Source organism: Blastococcus sp. KM273129 (assembly GCF_021698995.1).
In the GTDB taxonomy this organism is placed as follows: Bacteria; Actinomycetota; Actinomycetes; order Mycobacteriales; family Geodermatophilaceae; genus Blastococcus.
The window spans coordinates 18786-35880 of sequence record NZ_SSXB01000020.1 but is presented as its reverse complement, the minus strand read 5'-3'; the positions used below and the strand labels follow the sequence as shown (position 1 = coordinate 35880).

Genomic DNA, 17095 nt, shown 5'->3' with positions numbered 1-17095 from the left:
ACCGTCAGTCCTGCACGAGGACCTCGACCACCGGGTAGCCGGACGCGCCGTCGGGTGCCACGGGGGTGCGCTCGTCGGTCTGCACCTCGCCCAGCCCGTCGGTCGCCCGTGCGGCGATCACGTGCCGACCCGGCGTCGGGTCCCACGGGAGGTACCACTGGCGCCAGACGTCGACGTCGTGGGCCTCGGCGAGCTCCGCCTCCTGCCACGGGCCGTCGTCGATGCGCACCTCGACCCGTTCGATCCCCCGGGTCGGCGCCCACGCCACCCCGGCGATGGGTCGCCGCGCGGCGGGGACGGTGCTCCCGGACGCGGGGACGTCGATGCGCGTCTGGGTCTTGATCGGCCCCTCCTTGGCCCAGCCGCGCGGGATCCAGTAGCCGTCGACGTCCCAGCCCGTGAGCTCGATCGCCGAGAGCCACTTGGTGGCGGAGACGTAGCCGTAGAGGCCGGGCACCACGAGCCGGGCCGGGAAGCCGTGCTCGGCCGGCAGCGGCTCGCCGTTCATCGCGACGCCGACCATCGCCTCCTCGACGTCGAGCGCGGTGATCGTCGGGAAGCCCGCGGTGAACCCGTCGACGGAGCGGCCGATCAGCTGCGTGGCGCCCTCCTGCAGCCCGGCGCGCTCCAGCAGCGCACGCAGCGGGACGCCCTGCCAGCGGGCGGTGCCGACGAGGTCGCCGCCCACCTCGTTGGAGACGCAGGCGAGGGTGATGTCCGCCTCGATCTGCGGGAGCTCCATGAGCTCGGCGTAGGTGAGCGTGAACGGGTCGTCCACCATCCCGCGGACCGCGAGCTGCCAGCCGTCGGGGTCGACGGTGGGCACCCGCAGCGCGGTGTCGATCCGGTAGAACTCGGCGTTCGGGGTGAACAGCGGCGTGATGCCCGGGATCTCGAGGGTGGCCCCGGCCGGCACGGGCCCCGCCTGCCGTACCGGGACCGGCAGCCGGATGGCCGCCCGCAGCTCGTCGAGCCGTTCCCGGCCGGAGAGCAGGTAGCCGCCGATCCCGGCGAGCACGCCGAGCAGGGTGGCCCCGCCGGTCACCGCGAGGAAACGGCGCCGGTCCACCTCGCTCAGCAGGGGGACCGTCCCCGGGTCGGCGGGGTCGGTCGAGCCCTGGCCGCCGGCGGGCGCCGGCACGGCCCGGCGGGGCAGGCCGACGACGAGCCACCCCAGCACCGCGGTCCCGGCCGCCGCCCCGACCAGGCCCACGAGCGCGGTCAGGAAGACGGGGTTGCGGTCGTCGGCGAGCGCGGCCACGACGCCGAGCGTGGCGAACAGCGCGATGCCGCCGCCGGCGAGGACGACGAAGCGCCGGGCGAGCACGCCCAGCCCCGCGCCGATCAGCACCGAGACGACCAGGATGCCCGCGAGGAGGACCGGCTTGTCGGCGGCACCCAGGGTGGCGATCGCCCACTGCTCCAGCCAGCCGGGAACGCTGTCGATGACCGCGTCCCCCACCGCGATCACCAGGGAGGGCGCCGCCGGGACCAGCCCGGCGACGAGCTCGGCCAGGCCGAGCCCGGCGGCCACCGCGGCCACCCCGGCCAGCGCCGCGCTCCCCCGGCCCAGCGCGTGGGCCCGCCCCGTCCGTGCCTCCGCCGGCTGCGTCGTCCCCGCCACGTCCGACCCGTGTCCCGTCGGCGCGGGCGGGACACCGCCGTCCCGCGTTCGTCCCGGGAACGTCATGCGACGGTCAGGGACGGCGGCCGGCCAGCCCAACGGCGCCCCAGCCGCGCAGCGGCCGGCCGACGACGTCGGAGGCCACCTCGAGGGTGCGGCGGTACAGGCCCCGCTCGCGCCAGCGCACCGGGTCCACCTGCACGCTGCGGGCGAGGTCCTCGTCGAAGTCCGCGTCCAGCGCCCCGGCGACGGCGGGGTCGTCGGCCAGCAGGCACACCTGCTCGTTGAGCCCTAACGACCGGGTGTCGACGTTCGCCGTGCCGATCATCCCGAGGGCGCCGTCGACGGTGACGACCTTGGCGTGCAGCAGCGCCGGCTGGTACCGCCAGATCTCGACCCCGGCGTCCAGCAGCTCCTGGAAGTCCAGCTCGCCCTGCAGGTGGACCGCCGGCCGCTCCACGTGCGGGCCGGCGACCAGCAGCCGGACGCGCACCCCCCGCCGTGCCGTCGTCCCGACCGCCCGGCGCAGCCAGCGCGGCAGCCGCACGTAGGGCGTGGTGATGCGGACCTCCTCCCGCGCGCAGTGCAGGAGGGCGGCCAGCGCCAACGCCGCCTCGCTCCACCCCGGCTGGGACGGCGGCCGCAGCACCTGGACCGCCGAGCTCCCGGCCGGGCCGAGCTCGGGGAACGGGTCCTGGTCGGACAGCACCTCACCGGTGAGGCGGACCTGTGCCTGCATCCAGGGCTGCACGAACGCCGAGCGCAGCCCGGCGACGGCGGGTCCCTCCACGCGGACGGCGGTGTCCCGCCAGCTGCCGGGGTGCCGGCCGTCGCCGGTCCACGCGGTGTCCACCCCGGTGCCGCCGGTGAAGGCCACCGTCTCGTCGCAGACCAGCACCCGCCGGTGGCTGCGCTGGTTCCACACCCCGATGCGCAGCGTGTGCAGCGGCCGGTAGAAGAAGACGCTGCACCCGGCCTGCCGCATGGTCCGCAGGTCCTGCCGGTCGATCTGCTTGGCCCCGTAGCCGTCGAGCAGGACGCGCACCCGGACGCCGGCCCGGGCGCGCTCGGCGAGGGCGCCGGCCATCCGGTGGGCGATCTCCCCGCCCCGCCAGGAGAACCACAGCAGGTCGATGCTCCGCCGGGCGGCCGCGATCGCCGCGAGCAGCGCCGGGAAGGTCTCGTCCCCGTTCCGCAGCAGCGCGAGCCGGTTGCCCTCGGTGAACGGCACCCCGACGAGCGCCTCCAGCGCTCGCCGGGGGGACGGCCGCTCCTGCGGCGTCGGCGTCGTCCCGCTCGGCCGGGTCCCGGTTCCGGTGCCCACGAGGTCTCCTCCCGCGTCGTCCTCCGGGTCCGGTGTCCAGCTCGGCCACGGGGAAACGTGCGCTGACCTCAGCACGGCGGCGGGCACCCGCCGTCCCGCACCCGCAACCGCTCGTCGAGGAGGTGGTCGACGAGCCGTGACCGGCAGTCGAGGGTCACGAGCAGGGTGGCCGCGAGCTCGGCCAGCTCCTCCTGGCGGCGCCGGACCTCGGCGAGCTCCCGTTCCACGTCCCGGCGGATGCGGTCGCAGGTGCGGAGGTCGTCGTCGACGGTGGCGAGGCTGCGGGGTCGGGCCCCGGCCGGGTGGGGTAGGACGGGCTGGGACATGGGGACCTCCGGGTGCGCGCGGCGGCCGGCGTGGGCGGCCGCTGTACCGGGTGTGCCCGTCCGCGCGGTGGTCAGCGCGACGCCCGCCGTCCTGACACGGATCTGCAAGAGGACCGCAACAGAACCCGCCCGCACCGGGCGCTCGCCCGGCCGGACGCGCCGCGGTGGCCCAGGATGCGGGGGTACCCCCGGCCGCGGAGCGGTGCGGGACCACCACGACCGGAGGAGCGGGTGTGCGGGCGGGACGGCGGCGGTGAGCTGGTGGCCGAGGCGGGCGGCGGACGACGGCGCCGGCGCCGCACCCACGCCGGCCGTCGCCGCATCTCGGGACGGGCACCGCGTGCCGGTGGCGCCTGCCGCACCGGCCTGGGCGGTGCGGACCCTCGTGGTCGGCGCCGCGCTGCTGGTGCTGGCCGCGGTCGCCTGGCTGCTGTTCTGGGTGCTGCTGCGGCTGCCGCTGGTGACGGTGACCGTCGCCGTCGCCCTGCTGCTGACCGCCATCGTGCACCCGTTCACCCGGTTGCTGTCCCGGGCGCTCCCCCGGGCGCTGGCCGCGCTGCTGTCGGTGTTCCTGCTGTTCGGCCTCCTGGCCGGCGTCGGCTTCCTCGTGGGGTTCCGCGCCGCCGAGGAGCTGCGCGACCTCGCCCGCCCGCTGGCCGCCGGGATCGACCGGATCCGGGTCTGGCTGATCGAGGGCCCGCTGGGGCTGGACCCCCAGCAGGTGACCGAGGCGCGCAACGCGGTGGTCGACCGGATCTTCCGGCTCGCGCCGGAGCCGACGGCCGCGGCGGGGATGGCGCTCTACGTGCTGGCCGCGGTGGTGCTGGTGGCCTTCCTGACGTTCTTCCTGCTCAAGGACGGCGCGTCGATGTGGGCCTGGGCGCTGCGGCTGGCACCCGCCCGGCGCCGCGAGCAGGTCGACGGCGCCGGCCGGACGGCGTGGACGACCCTCTCCCAGTACGTGCGCGGCGTCGTCATCGTGGCGCTCATCGACGCCGTGGGCATCGGTGCGGCGCTGCTGGTCCTGGGGGTTCCGCTGTGGCCGTCGCTGACCCTGCTGACCTTCCTCGGCGCGTTCGTCCCGCTGTTCGGGGCGACGGTGAGCGGGGCGGTGGCCGTGCTCGTCACGCTGGTGACCAACGGGCTGACCGACGCGGTCATCGTGCTGGTCGCCGTCCTGGTCGTGCAGCAGGTCGAGGGCAACGTCCTGCACCCGGTCATCGTCGGGCGGGCCCTGCGGCTGCACCCGGTGGTCATCCTCGTCGCGGTCACCGCCGGGACGATGCTGTGGGGCCTGGCCGGTGCGCTGCTGGCCGTGCCGCTCGTGGCGGTCTCCTACCGCGTCCTGGTGCACCTGCGCGAGAACCCGGTGCCGGGTCCCGCTCCCGCCGTCCCGCGGACCGAGGTGCCGGAACCGGCGCCGGAGAGCACCCGGTAGAGGACCTCAGCCGGAGGGCTGCCGCACGACCTCGATGTCCCGGGCCGCGATCGCGACGTCCCCGGCGAGGGCGGCGAACAGGGTCTCGGGGTCGTCGGCCAGCACGTCGGCGGAGATGCCGAAGTCCGCCTCGAAGGAGCTCCGCCGGACCCGCTCGACCGGGCCGGTCACCCGGAGGACGTCGCCCACCTCCAGCTCGCCGGGAGGCGTCACCGTGATCACGCCGACAGTGGTCCCCTCCCCGCCGCCGAGCCGGAAGGCGGCGCCCACCTGGGAGACCGAGACCAGGCCGACCACCTCCGCAGTCACGGTGACGTCCTCACCGATGAGGGGCTCGGGGTCGTCGAACAGGCCGGCGGGGTCCTCGAACGGCTGCGCCGGGTCATCGCCCGGGGGCTGCTCCCCGTTGTCGGTCGGGGGTGCCTCGGCCGAGGGCGTGGTGGGGGCGGCCGACGGCACCGGACGTTCCTCCAGCGCCTCGACGCGGTCCCGCAGCCCGTCGATCTCGTCGGCGAGCGCCGCCACCTCCTGCGCCGTGGGGCCGGTCGCGTCGTCGCCGCAGCCGGCCAGGCCCGCCACCGCGAGGGCCGCGGCCACGGCGACCCGGCTCGCCCGGGCGCCGCTGCCCGCACGCGTCCGCCGCTGGGCGCGCATGCCCCCTCCTCCGCTCGGCCGGCCCGTCCTGCGCCCCAGCCTGGGCCCGGGGCGCACGCGGAGCAAGCCGGTGGAGGTCACGGTCCGGACACCGGAGGGTGCGCCTGCCCGGACGCGCGCGGAGCCGCCGTTAGCGTGCCGGGCGTGCTCCCGCCCGATCCTGCGGACGCCTCCGCCTGTGCCACCTGCGGCCGGCCGTGGGCGGACGTGGACGGCGGCCGGGGCTGGCTGCACCTGGAGGTCACCCGGTCCGACGAGGCCGAGGGGCTGCGCTTCCTGGACGCCGACTTCTGCACGCAGGAGCACGCCGCCCAGTGGCTCGCCCGGCCGCTCCCGGACCCGGTGGCACCGGAGCTCCACGGGGCGACGTGGCCCGACCGGCTCGCCGCGGCGTGGGTCGTCCTGCTCGTCGTGCTCACGGCGGCGCTGACCGGGCTGGGCGCGTGGACGGCCGGGGCGTTCCTGCTCGGCCTGGTCTGAGGGCGCCCGCGGCCGGACCCCTCCCGCCGGGGGCGGTCGATCTGCCAGGGTCGGGCGCATGGCGCACCGGGGAGCGAGCGGGTTGGTGGACGAACTGGCCAGGACCCTGCTGGGCGCCCCGCTGCCGCTGTCGGTGCGCTGCTGGGACGGCTCGGAGTCCGTCGTCGACGGCGCCCCGACCCTGGTGGTGCGGAACCGGCGGGCGCTGCGCCGCCTGGTGTTCGCGCCCGGGGAACTGGGGCTCGCCCGGGCCTACGTCAGCGGCGACCTCGACGTCGAGGGCGACCTCTACGCGGCCCTGAGCTTCCCCGACGACCTGCCGGCCCGACCGGAGCTGCGGCTGGACCGGCGGGCCCTGGTCCGCCTGGCCGGCCCCCTGCTGCGGCTCGGGGTCCCCGGGCCACCGCCTGCGCCGCCCGCCGAGGAGGCCCGCCTGCGCGGGCTGCGCCACTCGCTGCGCCGCGACCGGAGCGCGATCAGCCACCACTACGACGTCGGGAACGACTTCTACCGGCTGCTGCTGGGCCCCTCGCTGGTCTACAGCTGCGCGTACTTCCCGGGCCCCGGCGCCACGCTCGAGGCGGCGCAGGAGGCCAAGCTCGACCTGGTCTGCCGCAAGCTCGGGGTGGAGCCCGGGATGCGGCTGCTCGACGTCGGCTGCGGCTGGGGGTCGCTCGCCCTCCACGCCGCGTCGCGGTACGGGGTCTCGGTGGTGGGCGTGACCATCTCCGGAGCACAGGCCGACCTGGCCCGCCGGCGGGTGACCGAGGCCGGGCTGGCCGACCGCGTCGAGATCCGGCTGCAGGACTACCGCGAGGTCGACGACGGACCCTTCGACGCGATCGCGTCGGTCGGCATGGCCGAGCACGTGGGCCACGACCAGCTGCCCGCCTACGCCGCCCGGCTGCACGCGCTGCTGGCCCCCGGTGGGCGGCTGCTCAACCACGCGATCGCGCGGGGGCCGGCCGCCGGGCCGGACCGCCCGGACCCGGGGTCGTTCCTCACCCGGTACGTCTTCCCCGACGGCGAGCTGCAGCCGGTGGCGACCCACGTGCGGGTGCTGGAGGAGGCGGGGTTCGAGGTCGTCGACGTCGAGGCGCTGCGCCGGCACTACGCGCTCACCTGCCGTGCGTGGGTGCGCAACCTCGAGGAGAACTGGGAGGAGGCGGTGCGGGAGTCCTCGCCCGGGCGGGCGCGGGTGTGGCGGCTGTACCTGGCGGGGTCGGCGCTGGCCTTCGAGCGGCACCGGGTGGGCGTGAACCAGGTGCTGGCGGTGCGGCCGGGCGGCGAGGACCGGCTGCCGCTGCGCCGTCCGGACCGGAGCCGTCCGCGCTAGTCCGGGAGCGCGACCGGGCCGACCTCGGCGAACACGTCGCCGGGGCCCGGGTTCTCGGGGTGGGTGCCCCCGCCGAAGTGCCGCATGATGCCCCAGACCGCGTTGAGCGACGTCTGCACCGCGCCCTCGACCCAGGCGGGCGTCCACGAGACGTCGTCGCCGGCCAGGAAGATCCCGCGGTGCTCGGCCGGGAAGTCGTCCTGCACGAAGTGCGCGTACATCCGGTGGTTGTAGCGGTAGTGCCCGGGCAGCGCGCCCTTGAAGGCGCCGAGGAAGTGCGCGTCGGCCTCCCACGAGACCGTGATGGGGTCGCCGATGATGTGCCGCGCGATGTCCAGGTCGGGGTAGATCTTCTTCAGCGCGCCCAGCGCCAGGCGCACCCGCTGGTCGACCGGGTACGGGAGCATCTTCAGCGCGTCGCTCATCCACGAGTAGGTCAGGCAGATGACACCGGGCTTGTCGTCGCCGTGGTCGAACAGGTACGTGCCGCGGGTGAGCCGGTCGGTGAGGGTCATGCTCATGACGTCGCGGCCGGTGACCGGGTCCTTGTCCTTCCAGAACGGCCGGTCGACCATCACGAAGGTCTTCGACGACTGCATGTACCGGGTGCGGTCCAGCGCCGTCCACATCTTCTGCGCGAAGAGGTCCTCGTCGCAGTCGATCGTCGTCGTCAGCAGCCAGCTCTGGCAGGTGACCAGCACCGCCGGGTAGCGGGCGGTGTGCCCCCAGGCGTCCGTGACGGCGAAGCTGCCGTCGGCGGCGCGGGAGATGGCGGCGACGCCGGCCCGCGGCCCGCCGGAGTGCAGCTTCGCCAGCGTCGTGCCGGCCGGCCAGTGCGCGGGCGCGTCCGGGGCGTGGTTCCACAGGCCCCACGGGACCTGCTCCACCCCGCCGACCACGAAGCGCTGGTCCTCGTCGCAGTTCGTCATCACCACGCGGAAGATCTCGAGCATCGAGTTCGGGAAGTCCGAGTCCCACCCGCCGGTGCCGAAGCCCACCTGGCCGAAGACCTCGCGGTGGTGGAACGACAGCCGGGAGAACGCCTCGGAGCTGGCGATGAAGTCGTAGAAGGTGCGGTCGTCCCAGAGCGGCACCAGCTCGTCCCACAGGGACTTGAGCGTCTTCACGTCGCGCGCCCGGATCGCGTCCTGGATCTCGGCGAACCGCACCGTGCCCAGGGCGTCCGCCCACGCCGCCGCGACCTCGCGGAACAGCTTCGGCAGCGCCTCCGAGGACTCCGCGTAGTGCGTCTCCCCCTCGATGTCGATGACCGTGCTGCCCGACGCCGGGGTCAGCGGGTTCGGGAAGGGCCGCGTCTCCAGGCCGAGCAGGTCGACGTAGCGGTAGAAGGCGGTCGACGAGACCGGGAACCGCATGCCGCCCAGCTCGGCGACGATCTCCGGCGGCGCGCCCTCGAACCGGGCCGACCGCAGCCGGCCGCCCATCTGGGAGGCCTCGTAGAGGACGGGCTTGAGGCCCAGCTTCATCAGCTCGTAGGCGGCGACCAGGCCGGAGATGCCCGCGCCGACGATCGCGACCTCCTCGCCGTGCCGCTCCGGTGGGATCGCGCCCAGGCCCGAGGGGTGGGTGATCCAGTCGTCGAACGCGAACGGGAAGTCGGGGCCGAAGATCGTGACCGGCGGCCGGTCGTCGTGGGCGGTCTCCTGGCCGGGACCGGTGGTCATCGCCTCGTCCTCCCTGCTGCCGACGGCTGCCCGCCGCACCCTACGGGGGCCGGCCGACGCCTCCCCCGGCTCACGCGAGCAGCGCCGCCATCCGCTCGCGGAGCGCGGTCGCGGCCGAGTAGGGACGGACCATCACGGTCAGCTCGGTGAGCACGCCGTCGCGGCCGCGCAGGATGTCCACGCCCTGGAGGGCGCGGTCGCCGACCCGGGTGTCGAAGGCGAGGACGTGCCCGCCGTCGCCCCCGTACGAGGCGGTGTAGCGGAAGTCCTCGAACACCGACATCACCCCGGTGAGGATCGCGCGCAGCGGCCCGGTGCCGCGGTAGGGCTCGTGCACGATCGGCGACAGGAAGACGCAGTCGTCGCTGAACAGCCGCACCGCGGCGTCGACGTCGCGGTTCTCCACGGCCGCCCGGAAGGCGGCGAAGGGGTCGGTCGGCACGGTCGTCCCTCTCTGCACGGTTCCAGCCGTCGCGCGGTGCGCGGCACGGGCACCCTCCCACCCCCGGGCCCTGCGGGGCCACACTGCGGGGGTGGCGACCTGGGACGACGTCCGGCGGCTCGTCTCGGGGCTGCCGGAGACCGACGAGCACCCCTCGTACGGCGGGCATCCCTCGTGGCGGGTGCGCGGGAAGGCGTTCGTGTGGGCGCGGCCGCTCCGGCAGGGGGAACGGGCGGCGCTCGGCGACGCGGCGCCGGACGAGGAGGAGCCGCTGCTGGGGGTGCGCGTGGCGGACGAGGGCGAGAAGGCCGCGCTGCTCGCGTCGGCGCCCGCCGCCTTCCTCACCACCCCGCACTTCGCCGGGTACCCCGTCGTCCTGGTCCGGCTCGAACGCATCCCGGCCGGGGAGCTCGCCGAGCTGGTGGAGGAGGCCTGGCGTACACGGGCGCCGAGGCGCCTGGTCGCCGACGTCGACGGCCGTCGCGGTCCCACCTGACCCGGCCCGGGCCCCCGATCAGGTCAGGCGCGCCACTCCGCGGTCCGCTCAGGGCTCGCCTGCGCCAGCAGTCGACGGACGCCGTCCGCGTCAGCGGTGGCGCCGTACACCGGTGTGCCGGGCTGCTGCCGCCACGAACCGTCGAGATCGCCGGCGTCGACCCCGTCGAAGCCCAGCTCGTCGAGCAGGTCGATCACCACCTGCTTGGCGGCGGCGTCGTCGCCGGCCACGGGGAGCGCCCGGCGGTCCGGTGCCCCTGCGGGCCGGCCGGCGTCGAGCAGGTGCTGGGCGTAGATGCCGTTGAACGCCTTGACGACCGGGCGCCCGAGCTGGTCGGCGACCCACCGGCTCTCCGTCGTCCCGTCCTCGATGGGGGCGATCCGACCGTCGCGCTGCGGGTAGTAGTTGCCCGTGTCGACGACGACAGCACCCGGGGCCGCGCCGTCGAGCACCCCGGCGGGGAGGTCGGGCACGCTGCGCTGCGGGACGGCCACCACGACGACCTCGGCGTCCCGGGCGGCCTGCTCGACCGGGACGGCGGTGGCGCCGGTCTCGGCGGCGAGCTCCGCGAGGGTCCCGGGGCCGCGTGAGTTGGCCACGGATACGTCGTGCCCGAGGGCGGCGAGCCTCCGGGTGAGGTTGCCGCCGATGTTGCCCGCGCCGATGATGCCGATCTTCATCTGTGCTCCTCCGGGCCGGTCGGCGGCACCGTCCGGGTTCCGCCATGTCGGGGTCCGTCCCGCCACCGACAACCGCGAGGAGGGCCCGGCTGCTTCCCGGTCACCCGCAGGGGGCGCCCGTCAGGTCACCGGCGGCCCGGCCGCGTGACCCGGCCCTCGACGGAGCGTCGGCCGCGCCGGTCGCTCTGGCAGGGAGGACGCGAACAGCCCTGTGCGGCCTCGTCGATGCGGCGGAGCCCGGTGCTGCTCCCCCGATTGGACTCGAACCAATAACCCTGCGATTAACAGTCGCATGCTCTGCCAATTGAGCTACGGGGGATCAGCGGGCGCGACCCGCTGGCGCCGACGAGACTACCCCACGCCCCGAGCCCGCCCGAGGGTGGCTCGCGGACGGCGGCGCGATGCTCGCCACAGGTACCGTGTCCGCTGTTCACCGCCCGTTCACGCAGGAGGTTCCCGTGGCCAAGCTGTCGTTCCTCGCCGGATTCGGCGCCGGCTACGTGCTGGGGTCGCGGGCCGGCCGCGAGCGCTACGAGCAGATCCGCCGCGCCTGGGAGCACGCCAAGGACGACCCGCGCCTGCAGAGCATCGCGGGCATCGCGCAGGCCAAGGCCGACGACGCGGTCTCGACGCTGAAGTCCCAGCTGGGCAGCGAGCCCCAGCGCTGAGCCGCCGGCCGGTTCAGTCCGGCTGCTCGGCGGCGAGCGCCTCGGTGAGCTTGCGCCGCGCGATGTCGCGGGCCACCGGGTCGTCGCGGTCGGCGTCGTCGTCGAACACGACGGTCCACTCCCGGGCCGCCTGACCCGGGACCCGCCGGGCCACCAGCAGCAGACCGCCCCGATCGGGCAGCGGGCTGCGCCGGCTGGTCACGATGGTCTGGTCGACCCGCCGGCGCACGGTCGCCGGGAGGTCGCCGGCATCGGTGAGCACGTGCCGCACGGCGGGCAGCCGGGCCTGCACGCCGGGCTCCACCTCGGTCAGCGGCGTCACGGTGAAAGATCCGCCGCCGTCGGTGGTCGAGGCCCAGCGGGCGTGCCCCACCTCGTGCCACGGGAGCACACCGCCCTCGGCGCCCGGGCCGACCGTCCGCAGGCCGCGGGAGGTGGCCACCAGCCAGCCGGCGCCGCGCGCGAGGACGCCCCAGGCGAGCACCCGCTCGTCGGGGTCGGCCACCGCCGCCCGGACCTCCTCCGGGGGCCGCGCGAACCGGCGCCGGAGGCTCTCCACCAGGTTCACGAGGCGATCCCGCCCATCGCGCGCTCGCGCAGCGACCGCGCCTGCTGCTCCAGGGCGACGAGCTGCCCGAAGACCTTCGTGTACTCCTCGGCCTGCTCCACCGGGTTCATCCGCTGCAGCCGGCCCTTGAGCGCGGCCACCTGGCGCACGGTGGCCATCTCCTGGAGCCGGGCGAGGATGGCGTTGACGTAGGAGGGGTCGCACTCGCCGGTGACCGAGCGCATCGGCTCCACCGCCAGCGCGGTCAGCAGCGCGCGGGCGCTCTCCCGCTCGCAGTGCGCGGCCACCTGGTCCAGCCACGCCGGCCCGGTCACCGTCACCCCGCCGGCGCCGCCCGCCCCGGCCACCGCCGCGGCGACGGCGGCGTAGTCGGGGTCGGTGTAGGCGGCCGGCGGGACGGCGTCGAACGCCGGACCCGCGTACTCGGGCGCCTGCAGCGCCGCCTTGACGGCCTCCCGCTCGACGGCGACCGCGGCGTCGTCCGGCGTGCGCTTGGGGGCGCGCGGGCGGCCCCGCGAGGACGCCCCTCCCCCGTCGCCGGTCAGCCGCCGCACCCGCTCGAGCACCTCGGCCTCGTCGGTGTTGCCGATCATCCCGGCGAGCTCCCGGGCGTAGGCCGGGCGCAGCGCGTGGTCCTTGATGCCGGCGACCAGGGGGGCGGTCTTCTCCAGCGCGGCGACCCGGCCCTCCACGGTGTCGAGGTCGTAGCCGGCCAGCGTCGTGCGCAGCACGAAGGCGATCAGCGGCGTGCGCCGGGCGACCAGGTCCCGGACGGCGGCGTCGCCCTGCTCCTGGCGCAGCTCGCACGGGTCGCGCCCCTCGGACTCGACCGCGACGAACGTCTGCCCGACGAAGCGCTGGTCCTCGGCGAAGGTCTTCATCGCCGCCGCCTGGCCGGCCGCGTCGCCGTCGAAGGTGTAGACCACCTCGCCGCGGAACTCGTCCTGGTCCATCAGCAGCCGGCGCAGCACCCCGATGTGCTCGGCGCCGAAGGCGGTGCCGCAGGAGGCCACCGCCGTCGTCACCCCGGCCAGGTGGCAGGCCATCACGTCGGTGTAGCCCTCGACGACGACGGCCTGGTGCCGGCGGGCGATGTCGCGCTTGGCGCGGTCGATGCCGTAGAGCACCGAGCTCTTCTTGTAGAGCGGCGTCTCCGGGGTGTTGAGGTACTTGGGGCCCGGGTCGTCGTCCATGAGCTTGCGGGCGCCGAAGCCGATGACGTCGCCGGTGATGTCGCGGATCGGCCACACCAGCCGGCGGTGGAAGCGGTCGATCAGCGTGCCGCGGGAGGACTCCTTCGCCAGGCCCGCCGTCACCAGCTCGGCCTGGGTGAACCCCTTGGCGCGCAGGTGGCGGGTCAGCCCGTCCCAGCCGCCGGGGGCGTAGCCGCAGCCGAAGTCCAGCGCGGCCTGCCGGTCGAAGGCGCGGTCGGCGAGGAACTGGCGGGCGGGCGCGGCCTCCGGGGTGCCGAGCTGCTCGGCGTAGAACGCGGCCGCGGCGGTGTTGGCGGCGACCAGGCGCGCCCGCTGACCGACCGAGGCGCGGTCGGGGCCGGCGGTCGGCCGCCCGCCGTCGTCCTCGTACTTCAGCTCGATGTTGGCGCGGCCGGCGAGCAGCTCCACGGCCTCGGTGAACGACAGGTGGTCGATCTGCTGGACGAACGAGATGACGTCGCCGCCCACCCCGCAACCGAAGCAGTGGAAGAGGTTTCTCGACGGCGTGACCTGGAAGGACGGCGTCTTCTCGTCGTGGAACGGGCACAGGCCCTTGAGGCTGCCGCCACCGGCGCGCTTGAGCTGCAGGTGCTCGCCGACGACCTCGTCGATCTTGCTGCGCTCGCGCACCAGCGCGATGTCCGCGGCGCGGATGCGTCCCCGGCCGGCCATCAGCTGCTCCCCCCGACCACGGCCACCCCGACCGCGCCGGCCACCACGGCGGTGTTGCGGCGGGACAGCACCAGCTCCACCCACAGCAGGAAGACCTGGTGGGGCAGCGGCACCGACGGATCGGCGTCGAGCGTGGGCCGCGGCGACCAGCCACCGGTCGTCCCCGTCTCCGCGACCGGCCGACCCCCGGCGGTGTAGCGGTGCGTGCCCTTCCACACCGAGGCGTTCTCCCGCTCGACGACGACGCCGTCGAGGTCGAGCGCCCAGCTGCCCTTCCAGAACGACGTCTGCCGGGCACGCAGCCGGGCGGTGCCGGCGGGGTCGACGTCCCAGCGGCCGGTGAGCACGCCCTTCTCCTTGGCGAACACCCAGGATCGGTCGCCGACGAGGGCCGTCGCCGCCTCGCGCCAGTTCTCCGCCCGCAGGCTCGCCACGAGCGCACCGCCCGACAGGACGGGGACCACGCCCTTGCCCACGCCGGAGGTGCCGGCCTTGCCCAGTTCGAGCACCGCGTCCTCCCTCAGCCGATGCCGGGTGCGCCGGCGACGCTCTCACCGGTCACGCGGTAGAGCAGGTAGGCAGCAGTCTCCCGCAGGATGTACCGGACCTGGGTGGCGCGGGTCTGCACGGCCGGCCCCTGGCGGGTCGGGGAGCTCTCCGCCTCCATGCCGGCATCCTCGGCCATGCGCTCGGCGCGCATCGCGTGCCAGGGGTCGGTGACCAGGACGGCCCGCTCCCAGCCCCGCTCGGCGAAGGCCGCACCGACCACCCGCATGCTCTCCAGGGTGTCCACGCCCTCGGGGACCGCGAGCAACGCCTCGGCGGGCACCCCGGCGCCGGCCAGGTAGTCGCGACCCGCCTCGGCCTCGGTGAACTGGTCACCGGCGGCCTTGCCACCCACGGTCACGACGACCGGCGCGACGCCCTGCTCGTAGAGCGCCAGCGCGTGCTCCAGCCGGGCCTCGAAGATCGACGACGGCACGCCGTTGTACTGGGCGGACCCGAGGACCACGATCGCGTCGGACTGCGGCCGGGCGTCCTGCCGGGCCGTCCACCAGATGGCGAGGGCGGTCGAGGCCACGAAGAGCACGGCGGCCAGCACGCCGGCCCCCGCCACCCGCGCCAGCAGACTCCGCACACCCACGCCTCATGGGTACCACGCGGGACCGACCTCCCGCGGCTCCCGGGGGCGTGCGCCCCGCCGGCTCCGGCACACCCCTAAATGAGAATGATTCTCGCTCTTGGTTAGGGTCTGCACGTCCCGTCCCCCCGTGAAGGAGCACCCCGTGCGCCCCCTGGCCGCCCTCCGCACCACCGCCCTCGCGGCGGTCGTCCCGCTCGCCGCCGTCACCGGCTGCGCGTCCACCGATCCCGGCGGCACCGCCGCGCCCGCGGCGGAGACCACGACCGCCGCCGCGGAACCCGTCGAGGTGGGGGCGAACAAGCCCCGCCTGGCCGTCACCTACGACGGCGGGCTGCTGGTGGTGGACGCCACCACCCTGGAGGTGCTCGCCGACGAGCCCCTCGACGGCTTCAACCGGCTCAACCCCGCCGGCGACGGCCGCCACTTCCTCGTCTCCACGCAGGGCGGCTTCCGCCTCCTGGACGGCGGGGCCTGGGCCGAGCCGCACGGCGACCACTCGCACTACTACACCGTCGCCCCCCGGCTGACCGACGTGCTCTTCGAGGCCGAGACGCCGGGGCACGTGGTGGCGCACGCCGGTCGCACCGTGCTCTTCGACGACGGCACCGGCGAGGTCACCGCCTTCGACAGCGCCCACATCGCCGACGAGGACGTCGAGCTCGCCCGGTTCTCCACCCCGGAGGCCCACCACGGCGTCGCCGTCGAGCTCGAGGACGGCACGATGCTGGTCTCCGAGGGCACCGAGGAGTCGCGCAGCGGCGTCCGCATCCTCGACGCCGACGGCGAGGAGATCGCCGCCCGCGACGACTGCCCCGCCGTCCACGGCGAGACCGTGGCAGCCGACGAGGCGATCCTCATCGGCTGCCAGGACGGCGCCGTGCTGCACCGCGGCGGCGAGCTGACCAAGATCCAGAGCCCCGACGAGTACGGGCGGATCGGCAACCAGTTCGGCACGGACGGGTCGCCGATCGTGCTGGGCGACTACGAGCGCAGCGCCGAGGACCGGTCCAGCACCGTCGCGCTGATCGACACCACGACCGCGGAGCTGCGCCTGGTCGACCTCCCCGCGCCGTACTGGTACCGCTCCTTCGGACGCGGGCCGGACGGCGAGGGCCTGGTGCTCACCTACGACGGCGCCCTGCAGGTGATCGACCCGACCACCGGCACGATCACCCGCTCCATCCCCGTCACAGGCCCCTGGGAGGAGTCCCAGGACTGGCAGGACCCGCACCCGCAGGTCTTCGTGGTCGACGGCATGGCGTACGTGACCGAGCCGGCCACCCAGCAGGTCCACGCGGTCGACGTCGAGGGCGGCGAGGTCTGGAAGAGCGGCGACCTGGGGGTGACGCCCATCGAGCTCGCCGGGGTCTCGGGTGACGCCGAGGAGCACGCCGCCCACGAGCACGACGGCGAGGAGCACGACGAGCACGACGAGAAGGGCGAGTGACCGGCGCCGGCGCCGCGCGGAGGGCGGCCCTCGGCGGGCTGGTCGTCTGCGCGCTCTCCGGCTGCGGCGGGTGCCCCGCCGGGGCCTCGGACGGGTCGCTCGACGTCTTCGTCTCGTCCTACCCGCTGGAGTACGTCGCCGAGGAGGTCGGGGGCGAGCACGTGGCGGTCGCGAACCTCGTCCCGCCCGGCGGTGACAGCCACGGGCTGGAGCCGGCGCCCCGTGACGTCGCGGCGCTGGGAGAGGCGGACCTGGTGGTCCACCTCTCCGGTGGGCTGCAGCCGGCCGTCGACGAGGTCCTGGAGCAGCAGCCGCCCGAGCACCTCGTGGACGCCGCCGGCGTGGCCGACCGCGGACCGGACCCGCACTTCTGGCTGGACCCGCTCCGGCTGGCCGAGCTCGGGCGGCAGGTGGCCGACGAGCTGGCCGCGCTCGACCCCGACCACGCGGCGGACTACACCGCGTCGGCCGACCGGCTGGCGGACTCGCTGGCCCGGCTGGACCAGGAGTACGCCGAGACCCTGGCCCCCTGCCGGGGCGCCACGCTGCTGGCGACCCACGAGGCGTTCGGCTACCTCACCGACCGGTACGGGCTGCGCCAGGTGGGGGTGGCCGGCCTCGACCCGCAGGTGGAGCCGCCGCCGAGCCGGGTACGGGCCGCCGCCGACGCCGTCCGCCGGTCGGGGGCGCGCACCATCTTCTTCGACACGGCGGCGGGGTCGTCGGTATCGGAGGTGCTCGCCGCCGACCTGGGGCTGGGGACCGACGTCCTCCACCCGATCGAGAGGGTGACGGCCGAGCAGACCTATCCCGGGCTCATGGCCGCCAACCTGGCCGCCCTGCAGCGCGGTCTGGTCTGCACCGGCTGAGGGCTGACCCCCGGCCGGTTCCCGACCG

18 protein-coding genes and 1 tRNA gene are annotated in these 17095 nt (G+C 75.5%); 7 read left to right on the top strand and 12 right to left on the bottom strand.

The window, feature by feature from the left end; all coding sequences use genetic code 11:
• Positions 1–4 precede the first annotated feature (4 nt).
• The 3 genes from E9565_RS08480 to E9565_RS08470 all read right to left on the bottom strand — a co-directional run bounded on the left by E9565_RS08480 (position 5) and on the right by E9565_RS08470 (position 3274).
• Positions 5–1624, bottom strand: coding sequence for a molybdopterin-dependent oxidoreductase (locus tag E9565_RS08480; protein ID WP_236834587.1), 1620 nt, complete (start codon positions 1622–1624; stop codon positions 5–7).
• A 73-nt stretch (positions 1625–1697) separates the two neighbouring features.
• Positions 1698–2948, bottom strand: a complete 1251-nt coding sequence (locus E9565_RS08475; protein ID WP_236826264.1) for a phospholipase D-like domain-containing protein — start codon at positions 2946–2948, stop codon at positions 1698–1700.
• Positions 2949–3016: 68 nt separating this feature from the next.
• Positions 3017–3274, bottom strand: a complete 258-nt coding sequence (locus E9565_RS08470; protein WP_236826263.1) for a hypothetical protein — start codon at positions 3272–3274, stop codon at positions 3017–3019.
• A 346-nt stretch (positions 3275–3620) separates the two neighbouring features.
• Here E9565_RS08470 and E9565_RS08465 point away from each other — a divergent pair, with 346 nt between their 5' ends.
• On the top strand, positions 3621–4712 hold the full coding sequence (locus tag E9565_RS08465; RefSeq protein WP_236826262.1) for an AI-2E family transporter: 1092 nt from the start codon (positions 3621–3623) through the stop codon (positions 4710–4712).
• Positions 4713–4718: 6 nt separating this feature from the next.
• Here E9565_RS08465 and E9565_RS08460 read toward each other — a convergent pair whose 3' ends face one another.
• The gene (locus E9565_RS08460; protein WP_236834586.1) at positions 4719–5366 is read right to left on the bottom strand and encodes a hypothetical protein; all 648 of its coding nucleotides are present in this window, start codon (positions 5364–5366) and stop codon (positions 4719–4721) included.
• A 144-nt stretch (positions 5367–5510) separates the two neighbouring features.
• On the opposite strand from E9565_RS08460, the gene E9565_RS08455 reads away from it, so the two are divergent.
• Both E9565_RS08455 and E9565_RS08450 read left to right on the top strand, forming a co-directional pair.
• On the top strand, positions 5511–5846 hold the full coding sequence (locus tag E9565_RS08455; RefSeq protein ID WP_236834585.1) for a hypothetical protein: 336 nt from the start codon (positions 5511–5513) through the stop codon (positions 5844–5846).
• A 58-nt stretch (positions 5847–5904) separates the two neighbouring features.
• Positions 5905–7182, top strand: coding sequence for a cyclopropane-fatty-acyl-phospholipid synthase family protein (locus E9565_RS08450; RefSeq protein ID WP_236834583.1), 1278 nt, complete (start codon positions 5905–5907; stop codon positions 7180–7182).
• Here E9565_RS08450 and E9565_RS08445 read toward each other — a convergent pair.
• Together E9565_RS08445 and E9565_RS08440 are read right to left on the bottom strand one after the other, a co-directional pair.
• A complete protein-coding gene (locus tag E9565_RS08445) occupies positions 7179–8867 on the bottom strand; it encodes an NAD(P)/FAD-dependent oxidoreductase (protein WP_236834581.1) in 1689 nt (562 codons plus the stop codon). The genes E9565_RS08450 and E9565_RS08445 overlap by 4 nt on opposite strands.
• 70 nt (positions 8868–8937) lie before the next feature.
• On the bottom strand, positions 8938–9309 hold the full coding sequence (locus tag E9565_RS08440) for a nuclear transport factor 2 family protein (RefSeq protein ID WP_236834579.1): 372 nt from the start codon (positions 9307–9309) through the stop codon (positions 8938–8940).
• 91 nt (positions 9310–9400) lie between these two features.
• On the opposite strand from E9565_RS08440, the gene E9565_RS08435 reads away from it, so the two are divergent.
• The gene (locus tag E9565_RS08435; RefSeq protein ID WP_236834577.1) at positions 9401–9805 is read left to right on the top strand and encodes an MmcQ/YjbR family DNA-binding protein; all 405 of its coding nucleotides are present in this window, start codon (positions 9401–9403) and stop codon (positions 9803–9805) included.
• Between the two features lie 23 nt (positions 9806–9828).
• Here the strand turns inward: E9565_RS08435 and E9565_RS08430 are convergent, their stop codons facing one another.
• Both E9565_RS08430 and E9565_RS08425 read right to left on the bottom strand, forming a co-directional pair.
• The gene (locus E9565_RS08430) at positions 9829–10485 is read right to left on the bottom strand and encodes an NADPH-dependent F420 reductase (RefSeq protein WP_236834575.1); all 657 of its coding nucleotides are present in this window, start codon (positions 10483–10485) and stop codon (positions 9829–9831) included.
• 246 nt (positions 10486–10731) lie between these two features.
• Positions 10732–10804, bottom strand: a tRNA-Asn gene (locus E9565_RS08425).
• A gap of 139 nt (positions 10805–10943) precedes the next feature.
• Here E9565_RS08425 and E9565_RS08420 point away from each other — a divergent pair.
• Positions 10944–11153 (top strand): hypothetical protein, encoded by a 210-nt coding sequence (locus E9565_RS08420; RefSeq protein WP_236826254.1) that lies wholly within the window; start codon positions 10944–10946, stop codon positions 11151–11153.
• 13 nt (positions 11154–11166) lie between these two features.
• Here the strand turns inward: E9565_RS08420 and E9565_RS08415 are convergent, their stop codons facing one another.
• The 4 genes from E9565_RS08415 to E9565_RS08400 are packed head-to-tail and all read right to left on the bottom strand — an operon-like array spanning position 11167 to position 14751.
• Positions 11167–11721 (bottom strand): hypothetical protein, encoded by a 555-nt coding sequence (locus E9565_RS08415; RefSeq protein WP_236826253.1) that lies wholly within the window; start codon positions 11719–11721, stop codon positions 11167–11169.
• A complete protein-coding gene (gene dnaG, locus E9565_RS08410) occupies positions 11718–13607 on the bottom strand; it encodes a DNA primase (protein WP_236834574.1) in 1890 nt (629 codons plus the stop codon). Before dnaG ends, E9565_RS08415 begins: the two co-directional genes overlap by 4 nt.
• Positions 13607–14116: a hypothetical protein gene (locus tag E9565_RS08405; RefSeq protein WP_236826251.1), complete on the bottom strand. Its 510-nt coding sequence runs from the start codon at positions 14114–14116 to the stop codon at positions 13607–13609. Before E9565_RS08405 ends, dnaG begins: the two co-directional genes overlap by 1 nt.
• Before the next feature lie 11 nt (positions 14117–14127).
• Positions 14128–14751, bottom strand: a complete 624-nt coding sequence (locus tag E9565_RS08400; RefSeq protein ID WP_236826250.1) for a YdcF family protein — start codon at positions 14749–14751, stop codon at positions 14128–14130.
• 127 nt (positions 14752–14878) lie between these two features.
• Here E9565_RS08400 and aztD point away from each other — a divergent pair, with 127 nt between their 5' ends.
• Together aztD and E9565_RS08390 are read left to right on the top strand one after the other, a co-directional pair.
• Complete coding sequence (aztD, locus tag E9565_RS08395; RefSeq protein ID WP_236834572.1) at positions 14879–16198, top strand: zinc metallochaperone AztD; 1320 nt, start codon at positions 14879–14881, stop codon at positions 16196–16198.
• Positions 16195–17067, top strand: a complete 873-nt coding sequence (locus E9565_RS08390; RefSeq protein ID WP_236834570.1) for a metal ABC transporter substrate-binding protein — start codon at positions 16195–16197, stop codon at positions 17065–17067. Before aztD ends, E9565_RS08390 begins: the two co-directional genes overlap by 4 nt.
• Positions 17068–17095 lie beyond the last annotated feature (28 nt).